The sequence below is a fragment of the Nostoc sp. XA010 genome (assembly GCF_020829625.1).
Classification (GTDB): domain Bacteria; phylum Cyanobacteriota; class Cyanobacteriia; order Cyanobacteriales; family Nostocaceae; genus Nostoc.
The window spans coordinates 384,647-403,306 of the sequence record NZ_JAIVFX010000003.1 but is presented as its reverse complement, the minus strand read 5'-3'; the positions used below and the strand labels follow the sequence as shown (position 1 = coordinate 403,306).

At 41.5% G+C, this 18,660-nt stretch carries 16 protein-coding genes; 6 read left to right on the top strand and 10 right to left on the bottom strand.

Translation table 11 applies throughout. The features are described from left to right. Nucleotides 1-142: 142 nt before the first annotated feature. From LC608_RS07225 to LC608_RS07210, 4 genes are all read left to right on the top strand, one after another. Entirely contained in the window at nt 143-1,045 is a 903-nt protein-coding gene (locus LC608_RS07225; RefSeq protein ID WP_229552878.1) for a hypothetical protein, read from the top strand. A 763-nt stretch (nt 1,046-1,808) separates the two neighbouring features. Then, the gene (locus tag LC608_RS07220; protein WP_229552877.1) at nt 1,809-3,029 is read left to right on the top strand and encodes an MFS transporter; all 1,221 of its coding nucleotides are present in this window, start codon (nt 1,809-1,811) and stop codon (nt 3,027-3,029) included. A gap of 92 nt (nt 3,030-3,121) precedes the next feature. Next, nucleotides 3,122-4,099, top strand: a complete 978-nt coding sequence (locus LC608_RS07215; protein WP_229552876.1) for a hypothetical protein — start codon at nt 3,122-3,124, stop codon at nt 4,097-4,099. A 223-nt stretch (nt 4,100-4,322) separates the two neighbouring features. Then, nucleotides 4,323-4,583, top strand: coding sequence for a hypothetical protein (locus tag LC608_RS07210; protein ID WP_229552875.1), 261 nt, complete (start codon nt 4,323-4,325; stop codon nt 4,581-4,583). 181 nt (nt 4,584-4,764) lie between these two features. Here the strand turns inward: LC608_RS07210 and LC608_RS07205 are convergent, their stop codons facing one another. Beyond that, the gene (locus LC608_RS07205) at nt 4,765-6,210 is read right to left on the bottom strand and encodes a deoxyribodipyrimidine photo-lyase, 8-HDF type (RefSeq protein WP_229552874.1); all 1,446 of its coding nucleotides are present in this window, start codon (nt 6,208-6,210) and stop codon (nt 4,765-4,767) included. A gap of 475 nt (nt 6,211-6,685) precedes the next feature. On the opposite strand from LC608_RS07205, the gene LC608_RS07200 reads away from it, so the two are divergent. Beyond that, entirely contained in the window at nt 6,686-7,129 is a 444-nt protein-coding gene (locus tag LC608_RS07200; protein ID WP_229552873.1) for a molybdopterin-binding protein, read from the top strand. 116 nt (nt 7,130-7,245) lie between these two features. Here the strand turns inward: LC608_RS07200 and LC608_RS07195 are convergent, their stop codons facing one another. Both LC608_RS07195 and LC608_RS07190 read right to left on the bottom strand, forming a co-directional pair. Beyond that, nucleotides 7,246-9,795 carry an S-layer family protein gene (locus LC608_RS07195; protein ID WP_229552872.1) on the bottom strand — a complete coding sequence of 850 codons (2,550 nt, stop codon included), beginning with the start codon at nt 9,793-9,795 and terminating at the stop codon, nt 7,246-7,248. Nucleotides 9,796-9,824: 29 nt separating this feature from the next. Continuing rightward, nucleotides 9,825-10,085, bottom strand: a complete 261-nt coding sequence (locus LC608_RS07190; protein WP_229552871.1) for a hypothetical protein — start codon at nt 10,083-10,085, stop codon at nt 9,825-9,827. A 907-nt stretch (nt 10,086-10,992) separates the two neighbouring features. On the opposite strand from LC608_RS07190, the gene LC608_RS07185 reads away from it, so the two are divergent. Then, on the top strand, nt 10,993-11,214 hold the full coding sequence (locus LC608_RS07185; protein WP_374108380.1) for a ferredoxin-thioredoxin reductase variable chain: 222 nt from the start codon (nt 10,993-10,995) through the stop codon (nt 11,212-11,214). 5 nt (nt 11,215-11,219) lie between these two features. Here the strand turns inward: LC608_RS07185 and LC608_RS07180 are convergent, their stop codons facing one another. The 7 genes from LC608_RS07180 to LC608_RS07150 form a co-directional block, all read right to left on the bottom strand. Further along, nucleotides 11,220-11,441: a hypothetical protein gene (locus LC608_RS07180; RefSeq protein WP_100897176.1), complete on the bottom strand. Its 222-nt coding sequence runs from the start codon at nt 11,439-11,441 to the stop codon at nt 11,220-11,222. 93 nt (nt 11,442-11,534) lie between these two features. After that, on the bottom strand, nt 11,535-12,326 hold the full coding sequence (locus LC608_RS07175) for a YdcF family protein (RefSeq protein ID WP_229552869.1): 792 nt from the start codon (nt 12,324-12,326) through the stop codon (nt 11,535-11,537). Nucleotides 12,327-12,480: 154 nt separating this feature from the next. Continuing rightward, entirely contained in the window at nt 12,481-12,987 is a 507-nt protein-coding gene (locus tag LC608_RS07170; protein ID WP_229552868.1) for a hypothetical protein, read from the bottom strand. Nucleotides 12,988-13,148: 161 nt separating this feature from the next. Then, a complete protein-coding gene (locus LC608_RS07165) occupies nt 13,149-14,678 on the bottom strand; it encodes an AAA family ATPase (RefSeq protein ID WP_229552867.1) in 1,530 nt (509 codons plus the stop codon). A 99-nt stretch (nt 14,679-14,777) separates the two neighbouring features. Further along, nucleotides 14,778-15,383: a 50S ribosomal protein L25/general stress protein Ctc gene (locus LC608_RS07160; RefSeq protein ID WP_229552866.1), complete on the bottom strand. Its 606-nt coding sequence runs from the start codon at nt 15,381-15,383 to the stop codon at nt 14,778-14,780. A 69-nt stretch (nt 15,384-15,452) separates the two neighbouring features. Beyond that, entirely contained in the window at nt 15,453-16,796 is a 1,344-nt protein-coding gene (locus LC608_RS07155; RefSeq protein WP_229552865.1) for an adenylosuccinate synthase, read from the bottom strand. 668 nt (nt 16,797-17,464) lie between these two features. Further along, nucleotides 17,465-18,241: a DUF4198 domain-containing protein gene (locus LC608_RS07150; RefSeq protein ID WP_229552864.1), complete on the bottom strand. Its 777-nt coding sequence runs from the start codon at nt 18,239-18,241 to the stop codon at nt 17,465-17,467. Between the last annotated feature and the right edge of the window lie 419 nt (nt 18,242-18,660).

The window sequence follows — 18,660 nt, the reverse complement described above, 5'->3', positions numbered from 1 at the left end:
CATCACAAGTTAAAACTTTTCGCAATTTGTTTCCAGAGTAAAAGTTATGTTGCAAAAAAAGAGGTTGGGCTGATACAAGTATAAATCTTATCAGTTCTCAGATGCTAGCCCTGAAAAAGTTTTTGCAACATAACTATTGAACATGGCAGTTGCTTTAGCTCTTTCGACTAGAGTAAGGCACTGCCTCATCCTGAGTGTTGAATTACTTCATTTTGATGATATTATTCTAAAAAAATTAGGACTCAACCTTGTGGCATTTACGATAAATAAATTATTCAAGTTATCTGCTAGATACTTAACAGCAATTACAGCAATAATAACGGTTCTGCCATTACCAGTTAGAGCAGCTACATTTTTAGTAAATGAACGCGCTCTTTTAGGAGGTAATGATCAAGTTGATTGGGAAAGTTTAGGTAAAGTATTTAATCCCTCTACGCCTGACTTTTCTGTTTTTTTACCTAACTCTTTTTCAGCAACATCCCAAGGTGGTTTAGGCTTAGATGTAAATATAACTCCAGCTAAAAATCCTCAGATTACTCCACCGTTTATATTTCAAACGTTACCTCCACCTGGTATTCGGACTAACTTCGCCCAAGGAGATTTTATTCTCTTCGGAGGTATAAACCCAACAGGATTTCAACCTCTTCCTCCTGGTTCTCCTGATCCTCGTACTCAGGGGAACGGAGAACCTTTGAGCATTAGTTTTGCCCAGCCTGTTTATGGCGCTGGTACTCAGATAGCTATAGATATTAGTAATTTAGAAGTAGAAACTTTTATCAACGCTTTTGATAGCAGCAATAACTTGTTGGGTAGTTTCTCAGTTCTCAGTACTTCGTCGCTAGCATTAGATAACTCAGCAGTATTCTTGGGGGTTCGTAGTGACACTGCAAACATCTCACGACTCGTTTTTAGCAGTTCTAATCCAGAATACGGTTTGGCTATTAATAAGGTAACTATTGTTGCAGCTCCTGAACCAACTTTGACCTTAGCTATATTAGCTTTTGGTATTTCAGGTGCTGTTTTAAAACTACGCCAACGCTCTTGACCAAATAATTGCTAATTCGTAACACTCACCTCCAGGGAGAAGCAAGCTACGTAATTCGTAATTGAAGAATGGTACAGCAACCCACATCAAAAGCTTTAATTGGGTGATCTGGAAAACGCTATCTACGAGACGCTCTGCCTAGCAAGATTGTCGTAGGGGTACGCAAACTTGCTTTTTCGTTAGGCAGGGAGTAGGGAGTAGAGAGTAGGAAATCAGATTTTTCAACTTGAGGGCGAGTTTTTTTACGTAATCAAATAAAAGTCTTATATCAAATAATTTATTTTCCGGAAATCGCCTAACAGTGATTGTAGTCAAAAATTACTTAGCTTGTTTCTCGCCAGAGGCGAGTATTATCACTGAAGAATTATTTTGACACTCTCACAGCGAGCGTCGAAATAATTCGTCATTGAATAAATTCGAGGTTTCGGGCATACTGAAACTTCTGTCAAACGTAAGCTCAACATAATTTTTATCAGCAATATTAAAGTCAATGTCATACAAAGAATTAGAACACATCATAGACGCTAAAATACAAAAAGCTATACGGAAGCACGAGGTTATAGTTGCTTTTATTAGTAGTATTATTGGGTTAATTTTTATATTGGGTTTGTTCCATGCTATTTTGCTCAACCACTCTCAAATTCAATCATATTGCTTGAGATGATTACTGGTTGCGTTCAATAGATTTTTATGATCAAGCGTTTTCTAATGTCTATAAAATTAATCAAAGTTATACATATTTTTTATAAAAATGAATTCTACTATGGAGACTAAAAATAATAGCAGGGCTATATTCGTCTTATTTTTAACTGTATTTATAGATTTGCTCGGCTTCGGAATTATTCTGCCGATACTACCTTTATATGCTGAACAATTCGGCGCAAAACCTAATGAAGCGACTTTACTTGTAGCTATTTATTCTTTAATGCAGTTCTTATTTGCACCATTATGGGGCAAGTTTAGCGATCGCTACGGTCGCCGTCCGATTTTGTTACTCACTTTATTCGGTTCTGTAATTGCATACGCAGGCTTAGGCTTTGCCAACTCATTATGGATTTTATTTATTGCTCGTAGTCTTGCCGGGATTATGGCAGGGAATATTAGTACTGCTCAGGCGTACATAGCGGATATTACCACGCCAGTTAATCGAGCTCGTGGCATGGGCATAATCGGAGCTGCTTTTGGTCTTGGCTTTATTCTCGGCCCAGCTATTGGAGGTATTCTGATCGGGTCAGATCCAGACAACGCTAACTTCCATCTACCATCGTTGTTCGCAGCCGGATTATCTTTATTGGCATTGCTTTGTGCTTTGATATTACTTCCAGAATCTTTGAATTCTGAGACTAAAGCCAAAATCCAAGCTCATCGCTACCGTCAGCGACGGCTGAACTTGCTACAACTGTCACAACGTCCACAGTTTTGCTTGCTTGCTGGCATCTACTTTTTTGTTACCTTTGCTGTTGCGTCTATGGACTCTACATTGGCTTTATGGTCTAAGCAGCAATTAAACTGGGGCCCTCAACAAACTAGTTACCTTTTTGCCTTCATGGGGATTGTCAGCACAATCATTCAAGGAGGACTGATCGGATTCCTCAAGAAATACTTCGGTGAAATAAAGTTACTGATTTTGGGGATATTAGGGTTAGGTTCAGGATTATTGTTAATTGGATTCTCGCAAAGCTTAATTTTATTGTTGGTCGCCACCGCGCTTGTAGCATGGGGAATTAGTGTTAGCCAACCAATATTGAACAGCCTGATTTCTCAAATGACAGCCCCAGAAGAACAAGGACAAATATTAGGTATTGCTAGTTCTTGCTCTGCGTTGGCACGGATTGGTGGCCCAATCTGGGCAGGGCTGAGTTTTATGAGATTTGGGAGTTCTGCTCCTTTTTTGAGTGGATTTTTAGTAATGCTAATAGCTTTGACTCTTAGTTTGCGAGTGACGAAAAGTGCATCTGAACCAAACATAGAACGTATCGCTTGACAATCTTGATTTCAAAACTTAATAGTTTTTTGAAACAGCCTTGTATTAAAGATTTTTAACCTCAAATCTAAAATTTAAAATCTAAAATTACTATGACTGGTCGTCGAGTATTATTTTTAGGCATCTTTGTAAGCATCCTCCTCACCTACGCAATTTGGGTAGGTGGGAGCATTCCTGCAAGCATCACCAAACTTCCTGACCAGGGATTAAACTGGTACTACTGGAAACTTCCCCAACCAACCTTTTGGAGTCGAGCGACGGCTTGGGGTATGTACCTTGGGCATCAGTTTAGCATCTGGGGGTGTATCTTGTGGGCGCAGCGATCGCAGTTGAAATACAAATCAGCGTTGCACCCGATTAACTACCTCATGCTTGCTATTAATGGTGCATTCATCGCTTTACACTTTCTCCAGACCTATATTTGGTACGATGCTCTAGCTCAAGATACCTCAATCTGGGCTTCTCAAGGTGCGGTTGTCCTCCTACTGGTCTTCGTGCTGATTTTGGAAACGCCTCGACGCGGTTTGTTTTTTGGCAATTCTGTTCCCTTTCATCAACAGTTTTTGCAAATTATCAAGCTGTACCACGGCTACTTTTTCTCCTTTGCCGCTATCTATACCTTTTGGTATCATCCAATGGAAGCGACTTTGGGGCACTTAATTGGTTTTCTCTATATGTTCTTGCTTCTGCTCCAATCGTCATTGATCTTTAACCGCACCCATGTAAATCGCTGGTGGACATTTACTTTAGAAATTTCAGTGTTATTGCATAGTGTTATTGTATCGTTCATGCTAGGACAAACCAAGTGGCCAACATTTCTCTTTGGTTTTCTTGGCATTTTAGTACTAACTCAACTCCACGGTCTACCTGTGAATATCTTGACTAAACGTACTATCTACGGAGCTTTTTTAGTGAGTGTAATGGCCGTTTATGGGCTGACTGAACGCGGCTTGGGCAGAATTTACGAAGTAACCTATATTCCTTTGATTGAGTTTGGGCTAGTTGGCATAATTTACTTAATCTTCCTGCTCATCTTATGGACAATTTCTCGTTTACCTATCAAGACATAATATAATATTCAGGTTTTTACCCCACCCTAACCCTCCCCTTAGAAAGGGGAGGGAACTAGATTTGTTTTTTCCCCTCTTTCCAAGGGGGGATTAAGGGGGGTAATTTGACTTGTGTATACACCGTAGCCTTGGTAAAGGGGGACTACAGGAGGGTTAAAACGATCTCAAATTCTCACGAATGATTTAAAACTGCTATATAAGCAACAGATACCTCGAAGTTGTGTTGAAGTACTCCGAAGTCGTGTTGAAGTACTCCGAAGTCGTGTTGAAGTACTCCGAAGTCGTGTTGAAGTACTCCGAAGTCGTGTTGAAGTACTCCGAAGTCGTGTTGAAGTACTCCGAAGTCGTGTTGAGGTACTCCGAAGTCGTGTTGGAGTACTCCGAAGTCGTGTTGAGGTACTCCGAAGTCATGTTGAGGTACTCCGAAGTCGTGTTGGAGTACTTCAAACTTTGTCGCACCGCGATCAAGTACACAGGTGCGTAGGCGTAACCCGCCGTAGGCATTGCTTTCATAAATCTCCACAAACAAAGCGATGTCTACAACGGGCTACGCCTACGCTTGACTTTTAAAACAGTCGCTACAATTGATAGATTTTACGCGATGTGCAACTTAATCCTTAGATTAGCCAGACATACTATGGAAGAAACATTAAAAACTAACTATTTTACTCACCACTACTAACAATTTTTTGCTGTTGATAACACAGTTTAAATTGCTGTTGTTGTATTTTATGATCCACAATTGGGTCAGGATAGCCAACAGCATGACGTTCCAAAGATGGAATTTTCCCAGTAACTAAATATTCTGTATCTACAGACCGCAATTCTGATACCCATTGCCGAATATATTCGCCCTCTGGATCAAATTTTTGTGTTTGACTGGCTGGGTTAAAAATCCGCACAGGTTTAGGGTCCATGCCGCTAGAAGCACTCCATTGCCAACCCCCATTATTGGCAGATAAATCACCATCAATCAGGTGCTGCATAAAGTATTTTTCACCCAATTGGGGATTAATTAGCAAGTCTTTGGTAAGGAAACTAGCAACAATCATTCGACAACGGTTATGCATCCAGCCGCTTTCATTCATCTGGCGCATTGCTGCATCCACGATGGGATAGCCTGTTCTCCCCTCACACCAAGCTTGGAAATGTTCTTCGTTAGTTTGCCAAGGAAAGTTTTTAAAGGTGTCACGGAAAGCACCATCAGCTAATTCGGGAAAGTTATACATTGCATGTTGATAAAACTCTCGCCAAGCTAATTCTTGTTGCCATGTGCGAATATTAACTGCTGTTTCTTCACTGCGGCTGTTTTCTAATGCTTCTATTGTGGCTTTCCAAACGGTGCGAATGCCAATTACGCCAAATTTTAAAGCTGCACTCAGTTGTGATGTTCCATCTACGGCGGGAAAATTTCGTTGTTCTTGGTATTCAGTAATAGCTTTAGCAGTAAATTCCTCTAGCCGTTCTTGCGCCGCCACCTCTCCCGGTGAAAGAATCAATTCTCCATCCCAAATAAATCCTAAATCTTTGGCTGAAGGTAGCGTTAAGGCTCCTGCAAGTTTAGCAATTTCCTGTTCAGCTTCTGTTAAACCCTCAACATTTTGGAGAGTTTCTACTGGGTTCGCTTTCGGTTTGGTAATCCAATTTTTCCAGAAGGGGGTGTAAACCGTGTAAGGTTGATTGCTACCGGTACGTAATTGCTCTGGGGAATTGAGGATTTGATCCCAGTTTTGGTTAAGAAACTGAATGCCTTTTTCTTTGAGGGCATTTATAACGGTGCGATCGCGTTCTTGCGAATAAGGTTCTACATCCCAATTCCAAAAAACAGCTTTGGCATTTATTGCTTCTGCTAAAGCTGGTATCGCTTGTACAGGATTGGCGTGGAGTATTAACAACTGGCTACCAACTTGAGCATATCGCTCTTGGAGTTTCTGCAAACAGCCAATCATATAAGTTACTTTCACAGGAGCAACATCATCCCGTTCCAGAATATTCCGATCAAGGCAAAACACGCCCACCACTTTCGGACTCTGTTGTTTTGCCGCAGCCAGTCCCGTATTGTCAGAAATGCGTAAATCGCGCCGATGCCAAAACAGAATTAAGTCAGACATTCCATGCTATATATAGTTCACCCGTACTAGCTTAAATGCTAGTGGTACCAATGAACATCATGCTGGCGATAAATTTTTTCTGTGGGTGGGCATCAGCAATTGTTTCAGTTGGGGTGGAGAATTTGTGGCGGATATCTTTGATCTCCCTGTTTAGATTGCAAGATGTAGCGTTCATCAGTAAGGATATTACGACAGCAAGGCTTGCAGATAATCATAATTTTGATCCCAAATCAAGCCAGTATAAATTTTGTACTATTTAAGTTGGTATAAAATAGCAATCTCACTTAATATTAAGTAACAAATTGTTTTGTCCCTACAAAAAATAAATATTTATGTAGTTAAATGTATGAGATTAGTCGATAAATTCTCTATAAAAATCGAGAAAATCCTTCCATAAAAAATATTTTTATTAAAACAACACATCGAATTGATACTTGGTAGAATCATACCAAGAATAACTAAAACTGATAACATTATGCCAAGAAAAGAACAAGGATGGGTCACGTTTCAAACCTCAGAGGACGAGCGAAAAATTCTGGAGGAGTTCTGCGAACAGTCTCAACGCACCAAGACTGAGATTCTGCGGGAACTCGTGCGTAGTCTGAATCAGCACTCATCAGCACCAATATTGCCATCAATTCAGCAGGAAAAACAGGAAGATATTTATACTCAAAAGCCTGATATAGAAAGTAGTATTCAAAGGAAATCACTAAAAGTTAGCTCTCGCAATATTCTTAAAGGTGTCGTTAAACGAGTTGTCTATGGAGCAGTTAATAGTGAGGTGACTCTAGAGATTATTCATAAAGTAGAATTAACCTCGATTATCACTAGAGCTTCCGCAGAAGACTTGGAACTATCTGAGGGAAAGGAAGCTTATGCAGTCATTAAATCTAACGATATTGTCATTGCTAGAGAATAGAAATGCGTTGCTTTTAAGGGTTAGATATTAAAAAGATGAATTATTAACACTAACATCTTTGATCTTGGAAAGCTGCAAGATAAATTGAGTATATAGTTGATACGATGCTTATAATACTACGCTTGCACGACAAAATCTGATGCACTCAGAGTTGGCGCACCAGTGAGACTTGCAAATAGACCGCCGCTACCAAAACCTGCTGCACTGCCATTTTGGTTGTAGAACAACTGCCCACTCACAGCGTCGTAGATAATTTTCGCCGTGCTGGTCGCTGCTTGCGAAGTGATTTTAAAATCTTTGGCATTACTAAAACCTGTTCCCGCAGTTGAAATAATACCATTAAAGGTAGTTTTATCCAGGATAATTTTATCGCCTTGAGAACTGTTGAAATCAGCGTAGGCGTAGCCCGTCGTAGACATCGCATCTACACCAACAGCAGTCAGAGCAAAAGCAGCATCGGTGTTGTAAAGGAATCTGTCAGCACCGACACCACCCACCAAAGTATCATTGCCGACACCACCCACCAAAGTATCATTGCCCTCTCCACCGATGAGAATATCATCGCCTGACCCGCCCCGCAACAGGTCATTGCCACTGAAGGCATTAATGATGTCATTACCCCCTTGACCATTAATTACATCATTGGAGTTGTCAAAACCTGCGATGTTATTGTTTAAATCATTGAGGAAGGTGACAGTGTTTTTGTTGAAAATCCTAGCTTGAGTAGAGTTGGCATTAATTACATCAAAGCTATCGGCGATGTTGCTTTGCCCATCAAACAGGATATTGCCAATCGCAGGGCTTGCTTGAGAAGCAGGCAGATTATCGAGGTTTTCTAATTTGAAGTTTTGCAGAGTGACTTTGGTAGAAGCCACATTTTCAAAGGTAACTTCTAAGTTATTACCCTGAAGAGTTAATTGCAGATTTTGGGCAGTCAAACCCGAACCTCTAAATTCCAAGGTGTCAACATTTGCAATGACTTCTGCTGAAGGATTTGTACCTTTGCCAACGCCACCAAAATCGGTGATGGTGTCATTGCCATCGCCAAGGCGAATAAAAAATTTATCTTGACCGCCGTTGCCTGTTAGGGTATCGTCACCAGTTAACCCATCGATGATATTGTTGCTAAGTGAACCAAATAAGTTATCTGCACTAGGAGTTCCAGTCAGGTTGACAGAGGTGTTGCTACTAGCAATATTCCTTCCCCCAAACACCACATAGCTTTGCCCAGCCTCAGAGTTGCGGTTGGGGTCGGCAAATACTGCCCCAATAATCAGGTCGTCAATGCCATCGTTGTTGATGTCCCCAGCATTGCTGACTGAGCTGCCTGATATGTCATATTCTGCAATACCGTTAATAAAAAAGCCATTAGTGCCATTCAAATCAGAGAGGTTGAGGCTGCCGCCACTGCCCAGATTCCTCCCCCCAAACAATACATAGCTTTGCCCAGCATGATCTTTGCCGTTGGCGGAGGCATTAGGCGCCCCAATAATCAGGTCGTCAATGCCATCGTTGTTGATGTCCCCCGCATTGCTAACTGAGGTGCCTGATTCGTCACCTTTTGCAATGCCGTTAATTATAAAGCCATTAGTGCCATTCAAATCAGAGAGATTGAGGGTGCCGCCACTGCCCAGATTCTTGCCCCCAAACACTACATAGCTTTGCCCAGCTTGAGTGATACCGTTGGGGGAGGCACCTCGTGCCCCAATAATCAGGTCGTCAATGCCATCGTTGTTGATGTCCCCCGCATTGCTGACTGAGGTGCCTGAAAAGTCAAGGGATGCAATGCCGTTAATTATAAAGCCATTAGTGCCATTCAAATCAGAGAGATTGAGGGTGCCGCCACTGCCCAGATTCTTGCCCCCAAACACTACATAGCTTTGCCCAGCTTGAGTGATACCGTTGGGGGAGGCACCATTTGCGCCAATAATCAGGTCGTCAATGCCATCACCGTTGATGTCCCCTGCATTATTTGCTACAATGCCGTTAATTATAAAGCCATTAGTGCCATTCAAATCAGAGAGGTTGAGGCTGCCGCCACTGCCCAGATTCGTCCCCCCAAACACTACATAGCTTTGCCCAGCATCAGAGTTGCTGTTGGAGTCGACACCAGCTGCCCCAATAATCAGGTCGTCAATGCCATCACCGTTGATGTCCCCTGCATTATTTGCTACAATGCCGTTAATTATAAAGCCATTAGTGCCATTCAAATCAGAGAGGTTGAGGCTGCCGCCACTGCCCAGATTCTTGCCCCCAAACACTACATAGCTTTGCCCAGCAACAGAGCCACTTGCCCCAATAATCAGGTCGTCAATACCATCACCGTTGATGTCCCCTGCATTGTTGACTGAGGTGCCTGAGAAGTTATTTGCTGCAATGCCGTTAATGAAAAAGCCATTAGTGCCATTCAAATTAGAGAGGTAGAAGGTGCCGGTGCCGCGACTGCCCAGATTCGTCCTCCCAAACACTACATAGCTTTGCCCAGCATCATCTTTGCCGTTGGGGTCGGCAAAAAGTGCCCCAATAATCAGGTCGTCAATGCCATCGTTGTTGATGTCTCCCGCATTGCTGACTGAGTGGCCTGAGAAGTCATTTACTGCAATGCCGTTAATTTTAAAGCCATTGTTACCATTCAGGTCACTGAGATTGAAGAATGAATTAGCCATGATTTTCTCCTGTGTTTATGTGTTGTTAGTCAGGGAGTGGGCTTTAAGGCTCTAAGCTTGAAGTTCCGTGTTCCAACTAGGGGCGCACAGATATACATTGGTGCCAATGAAGAGACAAGGGGATAGAGTTTCTGTTGTCCCCTTCGATGACTTGCGGTATTTAAGAACTGCCAATTAACTGCTACTTCCACAACCAGGTAGGCTTTGGGTCTGTACAATAACCGCTTATTCACAGTATTGTAGATAATGCGATCGCTATTGCTACCCTCTAAAATTGGACTGCACATCATAATTCGTAATTCGTAATTCGTAATTAAGAAATTAAATTACGGATTATGTTGATAGCAATCTTTGGGTATCCTTTAGTCAAAGAACTTGACTTTTAAATCTTTGAAATGCTTTGATATCTTTTAAAACATTTAGATACTCTGATGAATATGTAAGTAGTGTCAATAGGCTAAATGTAATTCTGGTAAAGTTATAGTTAACTTTATAACGTGCAAAGTAAAGTTTTTGTGTAAACGTAGCCTGTCGTAGATATTTATCTTTCAACATTGTGTAGGTATCTATCTAAAGATATAAATATTGGTGAAATATGAACATAATACGGAGATTTGTCTTTGCCTGTCACAATCTCTGCACCTACTTACACTCACAGTTGAAGTCAAACACTGCCCAAAACATACTGCAAGAAGCGCATAGGCTTTGAAAGTTTAATTGATCGGGAATTGGGGAGATCGAAGCCTGTAGGGCAACTCTAGAAGACTTGTGTACACCACTGTAGCCGCTTCGGAGAGAGGAATAGAAGTGAGCTTAGAGTGCATTCGATAATAACGGCGCGTCTGCTATGCACGAAAATTAGTCAGAGAGTTGACCTGGGGAACATCCTAGAGTGAAGATAAAAGGGTTAGATATCTTGTCACAGTAGTAAGCGCATCTAATATCGGCTTATTTCCTTTCATTTCCCTAGTTTTGGGGTAAACACAGAGGGTAAGGGCGATAGGTATTAACGCGACAAAAAACTAAAAAAAGTACGCACGGATTGCTAAAACGTGCCTGGACGCAGAGGGTTAAATGCGCTGTTGCACCCCGATGAGGCGTCAAGAAATAGCTGATTAAATCAAATTCTAAGCGATTTAATCATATATTTTGTAGCAGATACTTGTGGAAAAGAAAATGCTAGATGTAAATGTTGTTATGAAAGTTGGCGATCGCGTCCGCGTTAAAGATTCGGTAGTAGTGTATCATCATCCTGAACATCGGAATCAGCCTTTTGACATCAAAGGCAGTGAAGGCGATGTAGTAAGTATTGCCACCCAATGGCGAGACAGACCCGTAAGCGCTAATTTGCCGATTGTAGTCCAGTTTAGTAAAAAGTTTAAAGCCCATTTACGCGAAAATGAGTTAGAGGTCATCTAAATCACTTATCGGCGGCGAAACCACTGAAAAATATTCAGTTCGCCGCGCATTCTTTTAAGCTCTTGGCGGTTTTGTTCTGCCGTTGTATAATACCATTCACAATAACGCTGAAACTCTGACCGTGAACGAACTTCGTGGTAGAACTGATGAGTTGTTTGGTAAGTGGCAAATGCTTCCTCAACTTGGGGTTGAGGGGATGGCATAATATAAGGTAAATTTTTAGACATCAAGTTAATAAAGTTAGAAGTTAGGAGTTAGGAGTTAAGAGTTAGGAGTTTAGGTAATTACTACATTTCATAATTAATAACTCATAACTTTCATTAAATCCAACCGCGTAAACGATAAACTAAAGAACCAATGTACTCTTTTAAAGCGCTGGTAAATTGGTGCAAGTTGTCGGTATCAGGTAATAAATTCAGTATAGCGGCTTTAGGAGTGTTGCCGAGTTCTTGCAGTTCACCCTCACTAACAAGAAAGTCTGTCGGTGTAGAAATAACATTAATTCCTTGACGTTGGAAAATTTTAAGCGATCGCGGCATGTGCATTGCAGAAGTAACTAATAATACCTGATGAATGCCACGAGACTCCAAAATTTTGCGGACATTTACAGCATTTTGATAAGTATTTAGAGATTCAGGTTCTTGGATAATTGCCTCAGATGGAATACCAATAGATGTCAGTATTGTTGCCATATCTGCCGACTCTGAGGAACCACTACCACGCCAATCGATACGCCCCCCACTAAGAATAATTATAGGCGCTCTTTTTTGGCGATACAGTTGTGCAGCATAAATCACGCGATCGCCTGATTCACTCAAATCGACGGTAGGTCTTGGGAAAAAAGCTGATTTGGTTGCGCCACCCAAAACCACAATCGCTTCTGCAACTGGTATTTGGGCGAGTGGAAGATTTTGCCATTCTAGCGATCGCACTAATGATTTAGCAATCCAAGCATTACTACAAAATAGCAATAAAGTCAAAGCAAAAGCAATTGCGATCGCCGCAGTGCGCGGTCGTTTCCACAACGTGACTAATGCTACTACCAAACTCACGCAGGCTAATCCTAGTGGATAAAAAAATAGTGGCAGTAATTTGGAAAAATATAAAAACATAATTAGGGAATGGGGAATAAGGAGTAGGGAGATGGGAAGAAAAAATATTGATTATTGCTCAATGCCCCTCAAGAGCGCTGAGTAGGGGAGAGGGGAGAATAACTTTTAACTTCTAACTCATCACTGTTTTGCTCCATGCCCAATTCCCAAATTACTACTTTTCCCAAAACCTGAAATTGATACTCTTTCCAGGGGCGCGACGGTAACGCCGGGCGCTTTTTCTTGTTTGCCGTTTGTTCATCCTGTCGTTCGTTGGTTCAATTTGGCCTTCTTCTAATTCTTCAACTTGCAACTGAGTTCTAGTTTCTTCCTTACTTCCCCACCAAGCAGTAATCCAGCCTCCAGCTAAAGCGCCTATTCCACCTAGCAAGATACTCATGGGTGCTGGATAGCCCAAATATACAAAGCCAAGCATGAAAAATAACCAGTATTTCAGTCCTGTATCGACACCATCAGAGGAGGCTACAGTTGATGCTTGGGGGCTATTATCAGTTACATTTGTGATCCAGGTGAGGATGAAACCGCCCATGATACCTAAGAAGATGCTCAGAGCTGGTGAGGAGCCGGTCATTATTAATATAAATATTAAAAATGCCCCAAATAACAACTGAGAAAAGAAGCTGGGAGAAATACTGAAAAGGTCGCTCTTTTTGTCTGCCATAAAGTAAAAAAAGGCTATTAACTAATTACTAATGACGCTCGATAGCGCAGCGTTAGCGACGCAGGAACGTCTAACTCGCTAACGTAATTCCAATTTTCAATTCAATTACAAATTATGGATTACGTTAGCGTAGCGGGGCGTAGCCCATTACGAATTACGAATTATTTTAATTGTGCCTGCTGTGGCAGAGTTGTATCCAAAATCTTTACGTAAGGTTGTTCTTCTTCAGTGAAAGGTTCAGCTTGTTTAATTTGCGAGTCTAATAAATCGGCGGTGGCATCAGCGATATCACCAGTGCGGTTGTTCAGACGCTCTTTTATAACTTCTAGCGGTGCTGTGCATTGGATAATCTGAACGGAAAGTTGGTGCTTTGTAGCTTGAGCGATCGCTTCTTGCCGCAACTGCTGGCGATCGTATTTGGCATCTAAAATCACCGGAAAACCTTGTTGAGCTAGGATAATTCCCAATTCCAACAGCCGTGTGTAAGTTTTATCGGTCATCTCAGGGGTATACAAATCATCGCCACCTTTTTCCCACAGAGGAATTCCCCCTAAATGTTTCCGCACCGCATCAGAACGCAGGTGAATTGCTCCTAGTTGACGAGCTAAATGCCTTGCTGTGGTACTTTTACCAGAACCTGACAACCCCGACATCAAAATTACTTCTCCCAGCTTTGGTTTAGTGTATTCCCAAGCCTGTTTGTAATACTCAGCAGCAGTTTTTGTTGCTTCTTCCTTTACCGTCGCGGGTACACTCGGATCGTCTAGCAAAAATGAAGTTACCTTTGCCCGAACATAAGCTTGACGGCTTAAATACAAAGGTAGCACCTGTAAGCCTTCCCAGTCTCCAGTTTGCTCTATGTATGAATTCAAAAAAGCATTACCCAAGTCTTTGCGCTGGCGAGCTTCCAAATCCATCACCGTAAACGCTACATCGTACATCACATCGACAAAGCGAAACGGCTCATTAAACTCAATGCAATCGAACAGCAAAATTTTATCGTGCCACAGGGCTATATTTCTCAGGTGTAAATCCCCGTGACATTCACGAATATAGTTGTTGTGAATTCTGCTAGCAAATAATTCTGGACGTTCGGCAAAAAAGTTATCTGTATATTGCTTTGTTTCTGTAAATTGCTCCTGAGTCTGGGGGCCACCAATATACTTTTCAGTTTGCTGATAATTTTCATCAAATGCAGCCCGAACTTTTGGTACTTCACCAAAACTGCGAATATAATCATTCGTCTGTGCTTCGGCATGATATTGAGCCACCACCCGTCCCAACTCATCTAGGTGTGTCTCATTCAACTTACCCTGTTCAAATAGTGTGCTTAATAGCGACTCTTGAGGAAACTGGTGCATCTTTAGCACGTATTCTACAGCCTCGTCAGTTCCCCCTAACTGGTATTGCTCTCTTATCAAAGTTATGGGCAAAACTTCTAAATACAGTTCACCTGCTCCCCGTTGATTCAACCGCAACTCTTCCTGAGAAAAATGTTGCCGCTTCTCTAATGTGGAAAAGTCTAAAAAACCAAAATTCATCGGTTTTTTCAGCTTATAGACGTAATCCCCAGTCAGCAGCACATAAGAAATATGGGTTTGAATTAATTGAATAGGTTCTGTTACCGGATGGGGATAAAATCCAGGCTGCAACATTTGCTGAATTAAAGCTGGAAGAGTCGCTTCTGTCATCTCTGTCCTCTGCGCTCTCTGCGCCTCTGCGGTTCAAATACAAAAAAACCAGGAGTTTCCCCCTGGTGCCATCAAAAATTATTACACAGTTTACCTAGCTTAAGAAGCTGCTTCAGTTTCAGTTTCTAACCCAGCATCTTCAGCGCTAATTTGTGGTGGCAAAACGCTCACAACAAGTCGCTCTGATTCAGCTAGAGGTGTTACACCTTCAGGAAAGGGTATATCACTAATACTCAAGCTGTCTCCAATTTGCAGGTTAGAGACATCGATTTCAATTACATCTGGGATGTTTTCTGGCGCACAAGTCACTTGCAATTCGCTGATTACGGTGTCTAATACACCACCCTCTTGTTTAACACCAACAGCAGTTCCTACAAAACGCAACCGAACTTCTACAGTTGTGTCGCCGTGGCCTGCAACTGCGAAAAAGCTGAGGTGGTAAGGCGTACCTTTTGCTGGATGGATCTGAAGTTCCCGCAGCAAGGTTTTGCCACGCCAAGGTGCATCAGCAACATTCAACTCAATCAAGGTATTGTTGACGGAAGCTCTTTTGAGCAAACGCTCAACAGTTTTGGCATCAATGGTCAAAGAAATGGATTCTGTACCCTTATGACCATACAAATTGGCAGGTATCAGTCCAGCACGGCGCAAAGCTCTTGGCTTGCTGCCTTCTGGACGTTTTTGAGATTCGACTGTAATAGCCATAGAAGTTGTCCTTTGTCATTAGTCATTAGTCATTAGTCATTAGTCATTAGCAAAGGACTAATGGTCGATTTACGCACTAAGCAGGGTAGCAGGTGTACCGTCAGTCTGCAATAAAGCACGTTTGGGCCCGTGAATGGGGTCTTCTACGATTATGGTTTGATCGCGGCTTGCTCCTAGTGAGACGATCGCGATCGGGACTTCCATCAATTCAGCGAGGAATTTTAGATAGTCCAGTGCTTGCGGTGGCAAGTCTTCCAGGGTGCGACAGTCGGTCGTTGACACTTTCCATCCTGGTAAGGTTTTGTAGATGGGGCGACATCTAGCAAATTGACGAGAACTTGTGGGGAAGTGTTCGCTGCGTTGACCATCTATGTCATAAGCGACACAAACTTGAATTTCCTCTAATTCATCGAGGACATCCAGTTTGGTGAGCGCCATACAATCCATGCCGTTTATCCGCACAGCATAGCGACCAATGACGGCATCAAACCAGCCACAACGCCGTTTGCGTCCGGTAGTTGTCCCAAATTCAGCACCGCGATCGCACAACATTTCTCCCAACTCTCCATCCAATTCTGTGGGAAATGGCCCTTCTCCCACCCGTGTCGTATAGGCTTTCGACACTCCAATTACTCGGTCAATCATTGTCGGACCTACCCCTGTACCAACGCAAGCCCCTCCGGCCACAGGATTAGAGGAGGTGACATAAGGATAAGTCCCATGATCTAAGTCAAGGAGCGTACCTTGTGCGCCTTCAAACAAAATATTCCGCCGTCGCCCAATCGCATCGGATATTTTTAACGATGTATCAATAACGTAAGGGCGCAACCGTTCTGCATATCCCAAATACTCCTCAATCACTTCTTGTGGATTTAGAGGCGGCAAGTTGTAAAGCTTTTCTAAAATGACGTTTTTATAATTAATCGTCCACTCCAACTGCTCACGTAGCTCATCGGGGTTCATCAAGTCTAAAACCCGAATGCCTGTACGTTCAGATTTGTCAGCATAAGTCGGCCCAATGCCCCGACCTGTTGTGCCGATCTTATGGCTTCCCCGTCGTTCTTCCGATGCCTGGTCAATCAAACGATGATAAGGCATTGTTACGTGGGCTGTCTCAGATATCAGCAGGTGGTCAGTGGAAATATTTAGTTCTTTTAATTGGTCGAGTTCTGCAATCAAAATCTGTGGATCGATGACTGTTCCACAGCCGATAATGCAATCGGTATTTGGATACAAAATACCAGAGGGAATCAAGTGTAGCTTAAAGGTTTGACCTTTAACTACAATCGTGTGTCCAGCATTGACACCCCCTTGGTAACGAACCACAACATCTGCGGAACGACTGAGTAAGTCAGTTATTTTACCTTTTCCTTCATCGCCCCATTGGGCACCTATGACAATGACGTTAGCCAAGAGCTTAAATTAAGAAGTAAAGTTTCCACAAACTATAATTATTAACACATTATTGAAATCATGTCAAGCTTATTGCAGTAGGGGCGCACATCAATATTGGGTGATAAGCAGTGCAAATGCATGTTATTTACTAAATAAAAACTAAAAAGGATTCCCAAATTATTTAAAATAACTGTAAAAGTTGACTAGGTTATAAACAAAATAAATGGGAGATTTTCTTCAAATATATAACTCTTTACTAAAACTAAAAAAATCATTAATCTGGTATACAAAAGTAAATCTCTCTTGAATTCGCAGTTGCCCATGCACTCACCATTACAATTGTGGTCACTAATGATAACCAATGGTTAGCATGTGTCGCATCCATCAGATGGTGTTGCCATTTGCTAGGAGAGCATTTGATTACCTACTAACAAAAATCCCCCGAACGAGCGGGGGCTAAAAGTCAGAAAATAATATTAAACCTATTAGTTACAATGCTAGTGTTCGCCTCGCTGACAAAAACATTTCAAAAGTTTGAATGTCCTTTAAAGAAGGATTGTGATAACCAACACAAATTTACGCCTCAATAAAACTGAATTTTTTTCATTATTGCCTTGTGGTGGTTCACTAGCAGCAAAAGTAAGTGATGAAGCAGCCCATCCAAAATCTGACTTTTCCCATTAAGTTCAAATTAAAAACTTTTTTTTGCGTAATGTCAGTAATCCAAGTACGCCAAGACCAATTAATGCCGATGGTTCGGGAACAGAAATTTTTTGTGCTGTCAAACTAGTTTCGTAAGAAAGTTTAGGGTTTGTAGCCGACTCAACCGTATAACTAGCTTCAACTTGTTGTAATCCTCCCTCACCGATGGGAATGGAGAAGATACCGTCTTGATCTCCGGTTATTTTCTTACCCAAGTATTCTACTGTAACATCTGGAATTTGTTTTCCTTCGTAAAGAACTTGAACGTTTAAGTTATCTCCTGCTTTGACTGTAAGAGGATTCTGTAAGGATATGATTTCTAATGGTAAATTGAATGGTTTAGCCAGAGTTTCAGACCAATCATAAAGAGCTTTTGTATATTTCAGATAATGGCCTACGTCTTGATATTGCCCAATTTCCTGTTCGGAAATACTGCGAGATTCATTGTCGGATATCCTAGCATAATAGCCATTATCAAAAAATCCAGTTAAGGCTGCAATCTCACTATTAGGAGTGAGAGATAATCCATCTTCTGTCTGGTTAATATTAAATGGAACTTCCTGTCTGATAGCATTATAAGCAGTAGCTTCCTTAAATTTAGATGTTTGGTAAGGTTCTGGGCCATCTTCTGGATGACCAAATAAGAGATTATATTCTCCGCTTTTGTAATCAAACCAGATAACGTGTGCTGAGACGGGCTGACTAATTAAAGGTAAAACTACCACTGCTAATATAAATTGTTTCCAGATTTTGGTAAACATCTAAATTGTCCTAAATCAGGTAATAAGTAATTAAAAACATAATATTTAATGTATAACAATCCCCCTACCAGGGATATTTATTCAGAATAATCATAAATAATAAATATTGATTTTTTAAAAATATTTCTTGTTAACGGTGATACAATACTTTTTTACAATAAATAGCCTTGTTGCACGAATAGAAAAATGCTAATGTGTTTTATCGTGAATAACCCGGCTACAAAACCGGGAGATAGTGAGCCGATAATTACACACCTTTGCCTGCCTGACTGGGAATTAGTACCAATCAGGAAATCCCTGTAATTTTGCGGTTAATTAAAATTCTCAACAAAATATGTTGCATTGCAGCGTATCTACAAATATCATGGATAGGCTTTGTAACACTACGGCTAAAAATGAATTTATATTAAAAATTAGCG

Bases quoted from the DNA above. Each gene is read 5' to 3' on its own strand.
- LC608_RS07225 (WP_229552878.1), top strand. From the start codon at position 143: ATGGCAGTTGCTTTAGCTCTTTCGACTAGAGTAAGGCACTGCCTCATC.
- LC608_RS07220 (WP_229552877.1), top strand. From the start codon at position 1,809: ATGGAGACTAAAAATAATAGCAGGGCTATATTCGTCTTATTTTTAACT.
- LC608_RS07215 (WP_229552876.1), top strand. From the start codon at position 3,122: ATGACTGGTCGTCGAGTATTATTTTTAGGCATCTTTGTAAGCATCCTC.
- LC608_RS07205 (WP_229552874.1), bottom strand. From the start codon at position 6,210: ATGTCTGACTTAATTCTGTTTTGGCATCGGCGCGATTTACGCATTTCT.
- LC608_RS07200 (WP_229552873.1), top strand. From the start codon at position 6,686: ATGCCAAGAAAAGAACAAGGATGGGTCACGTTTCAAACCTCAGAGGAC.
- LC608_RS07195 (WP_229552872.1), bottom strand. From the start codon at position 9,795: ATGGCTAATTCATTCTTCAATCTCAGTGACCTGAATGGTAACAATGGC.
- LC608_RS07190 (WP_229552871.1), bottom strand. From the start codon at position 10,085: ATGATGTGCAGTCCAATTTTAGAGGGTAGCAATAGCGATCGCATTATC.
- LC608_RS07185 (WP_374108380.1), top strand. From the start codon at position 10,993: ATGAAAGTTGGCGATCGCGTCCGCGTTAAAGATTCGGTAGTAGTGTAT.
- LC608_RS07180 (WP_100897176.1), bottom strand. From the start codon at position 11,441: ATGTCTAAAAATTTACCTTATATTATGCCATCCCCTCAACCCCAAGTT.
- LC608_RS07175 (WP_229552869.1), bottom strand. From the start codon at position 12,326: ATGTTTTTATATTTTTCCAAATTACTGCCACTATTTTTTTATCCACTA.
- LC608_RS07170 (WP_229552868.1), bottom strand. From the start codon at position 12,987: ATGGCAGACAAAAAGAGCGACCTTTTCAGTATTTCTCCCAGCTTCTTT.
- LC608_RS07165 (WP_229552867.1), bottom strand. From the start codon at position 14,678: ATGACAGAAGCGACTCTTCCAGCTTTAATTCAGCAAATGTTGCAGCCT.
- LC608_RS07160 (WP_229552866.1), bottom strand. From the start codon at position 15,383: ATGGCTATTACAGTCGAATCTCAAAAACGTCCAGAAGGCAGCAAGCCA.
- LC608_RS07150 (WP_229552864.1), bottom strand. From the start codon at position 18,241: ATGTTTACCAAAATCTGGAAACAATTTATATTAGCAGTGGTAGTTTTA.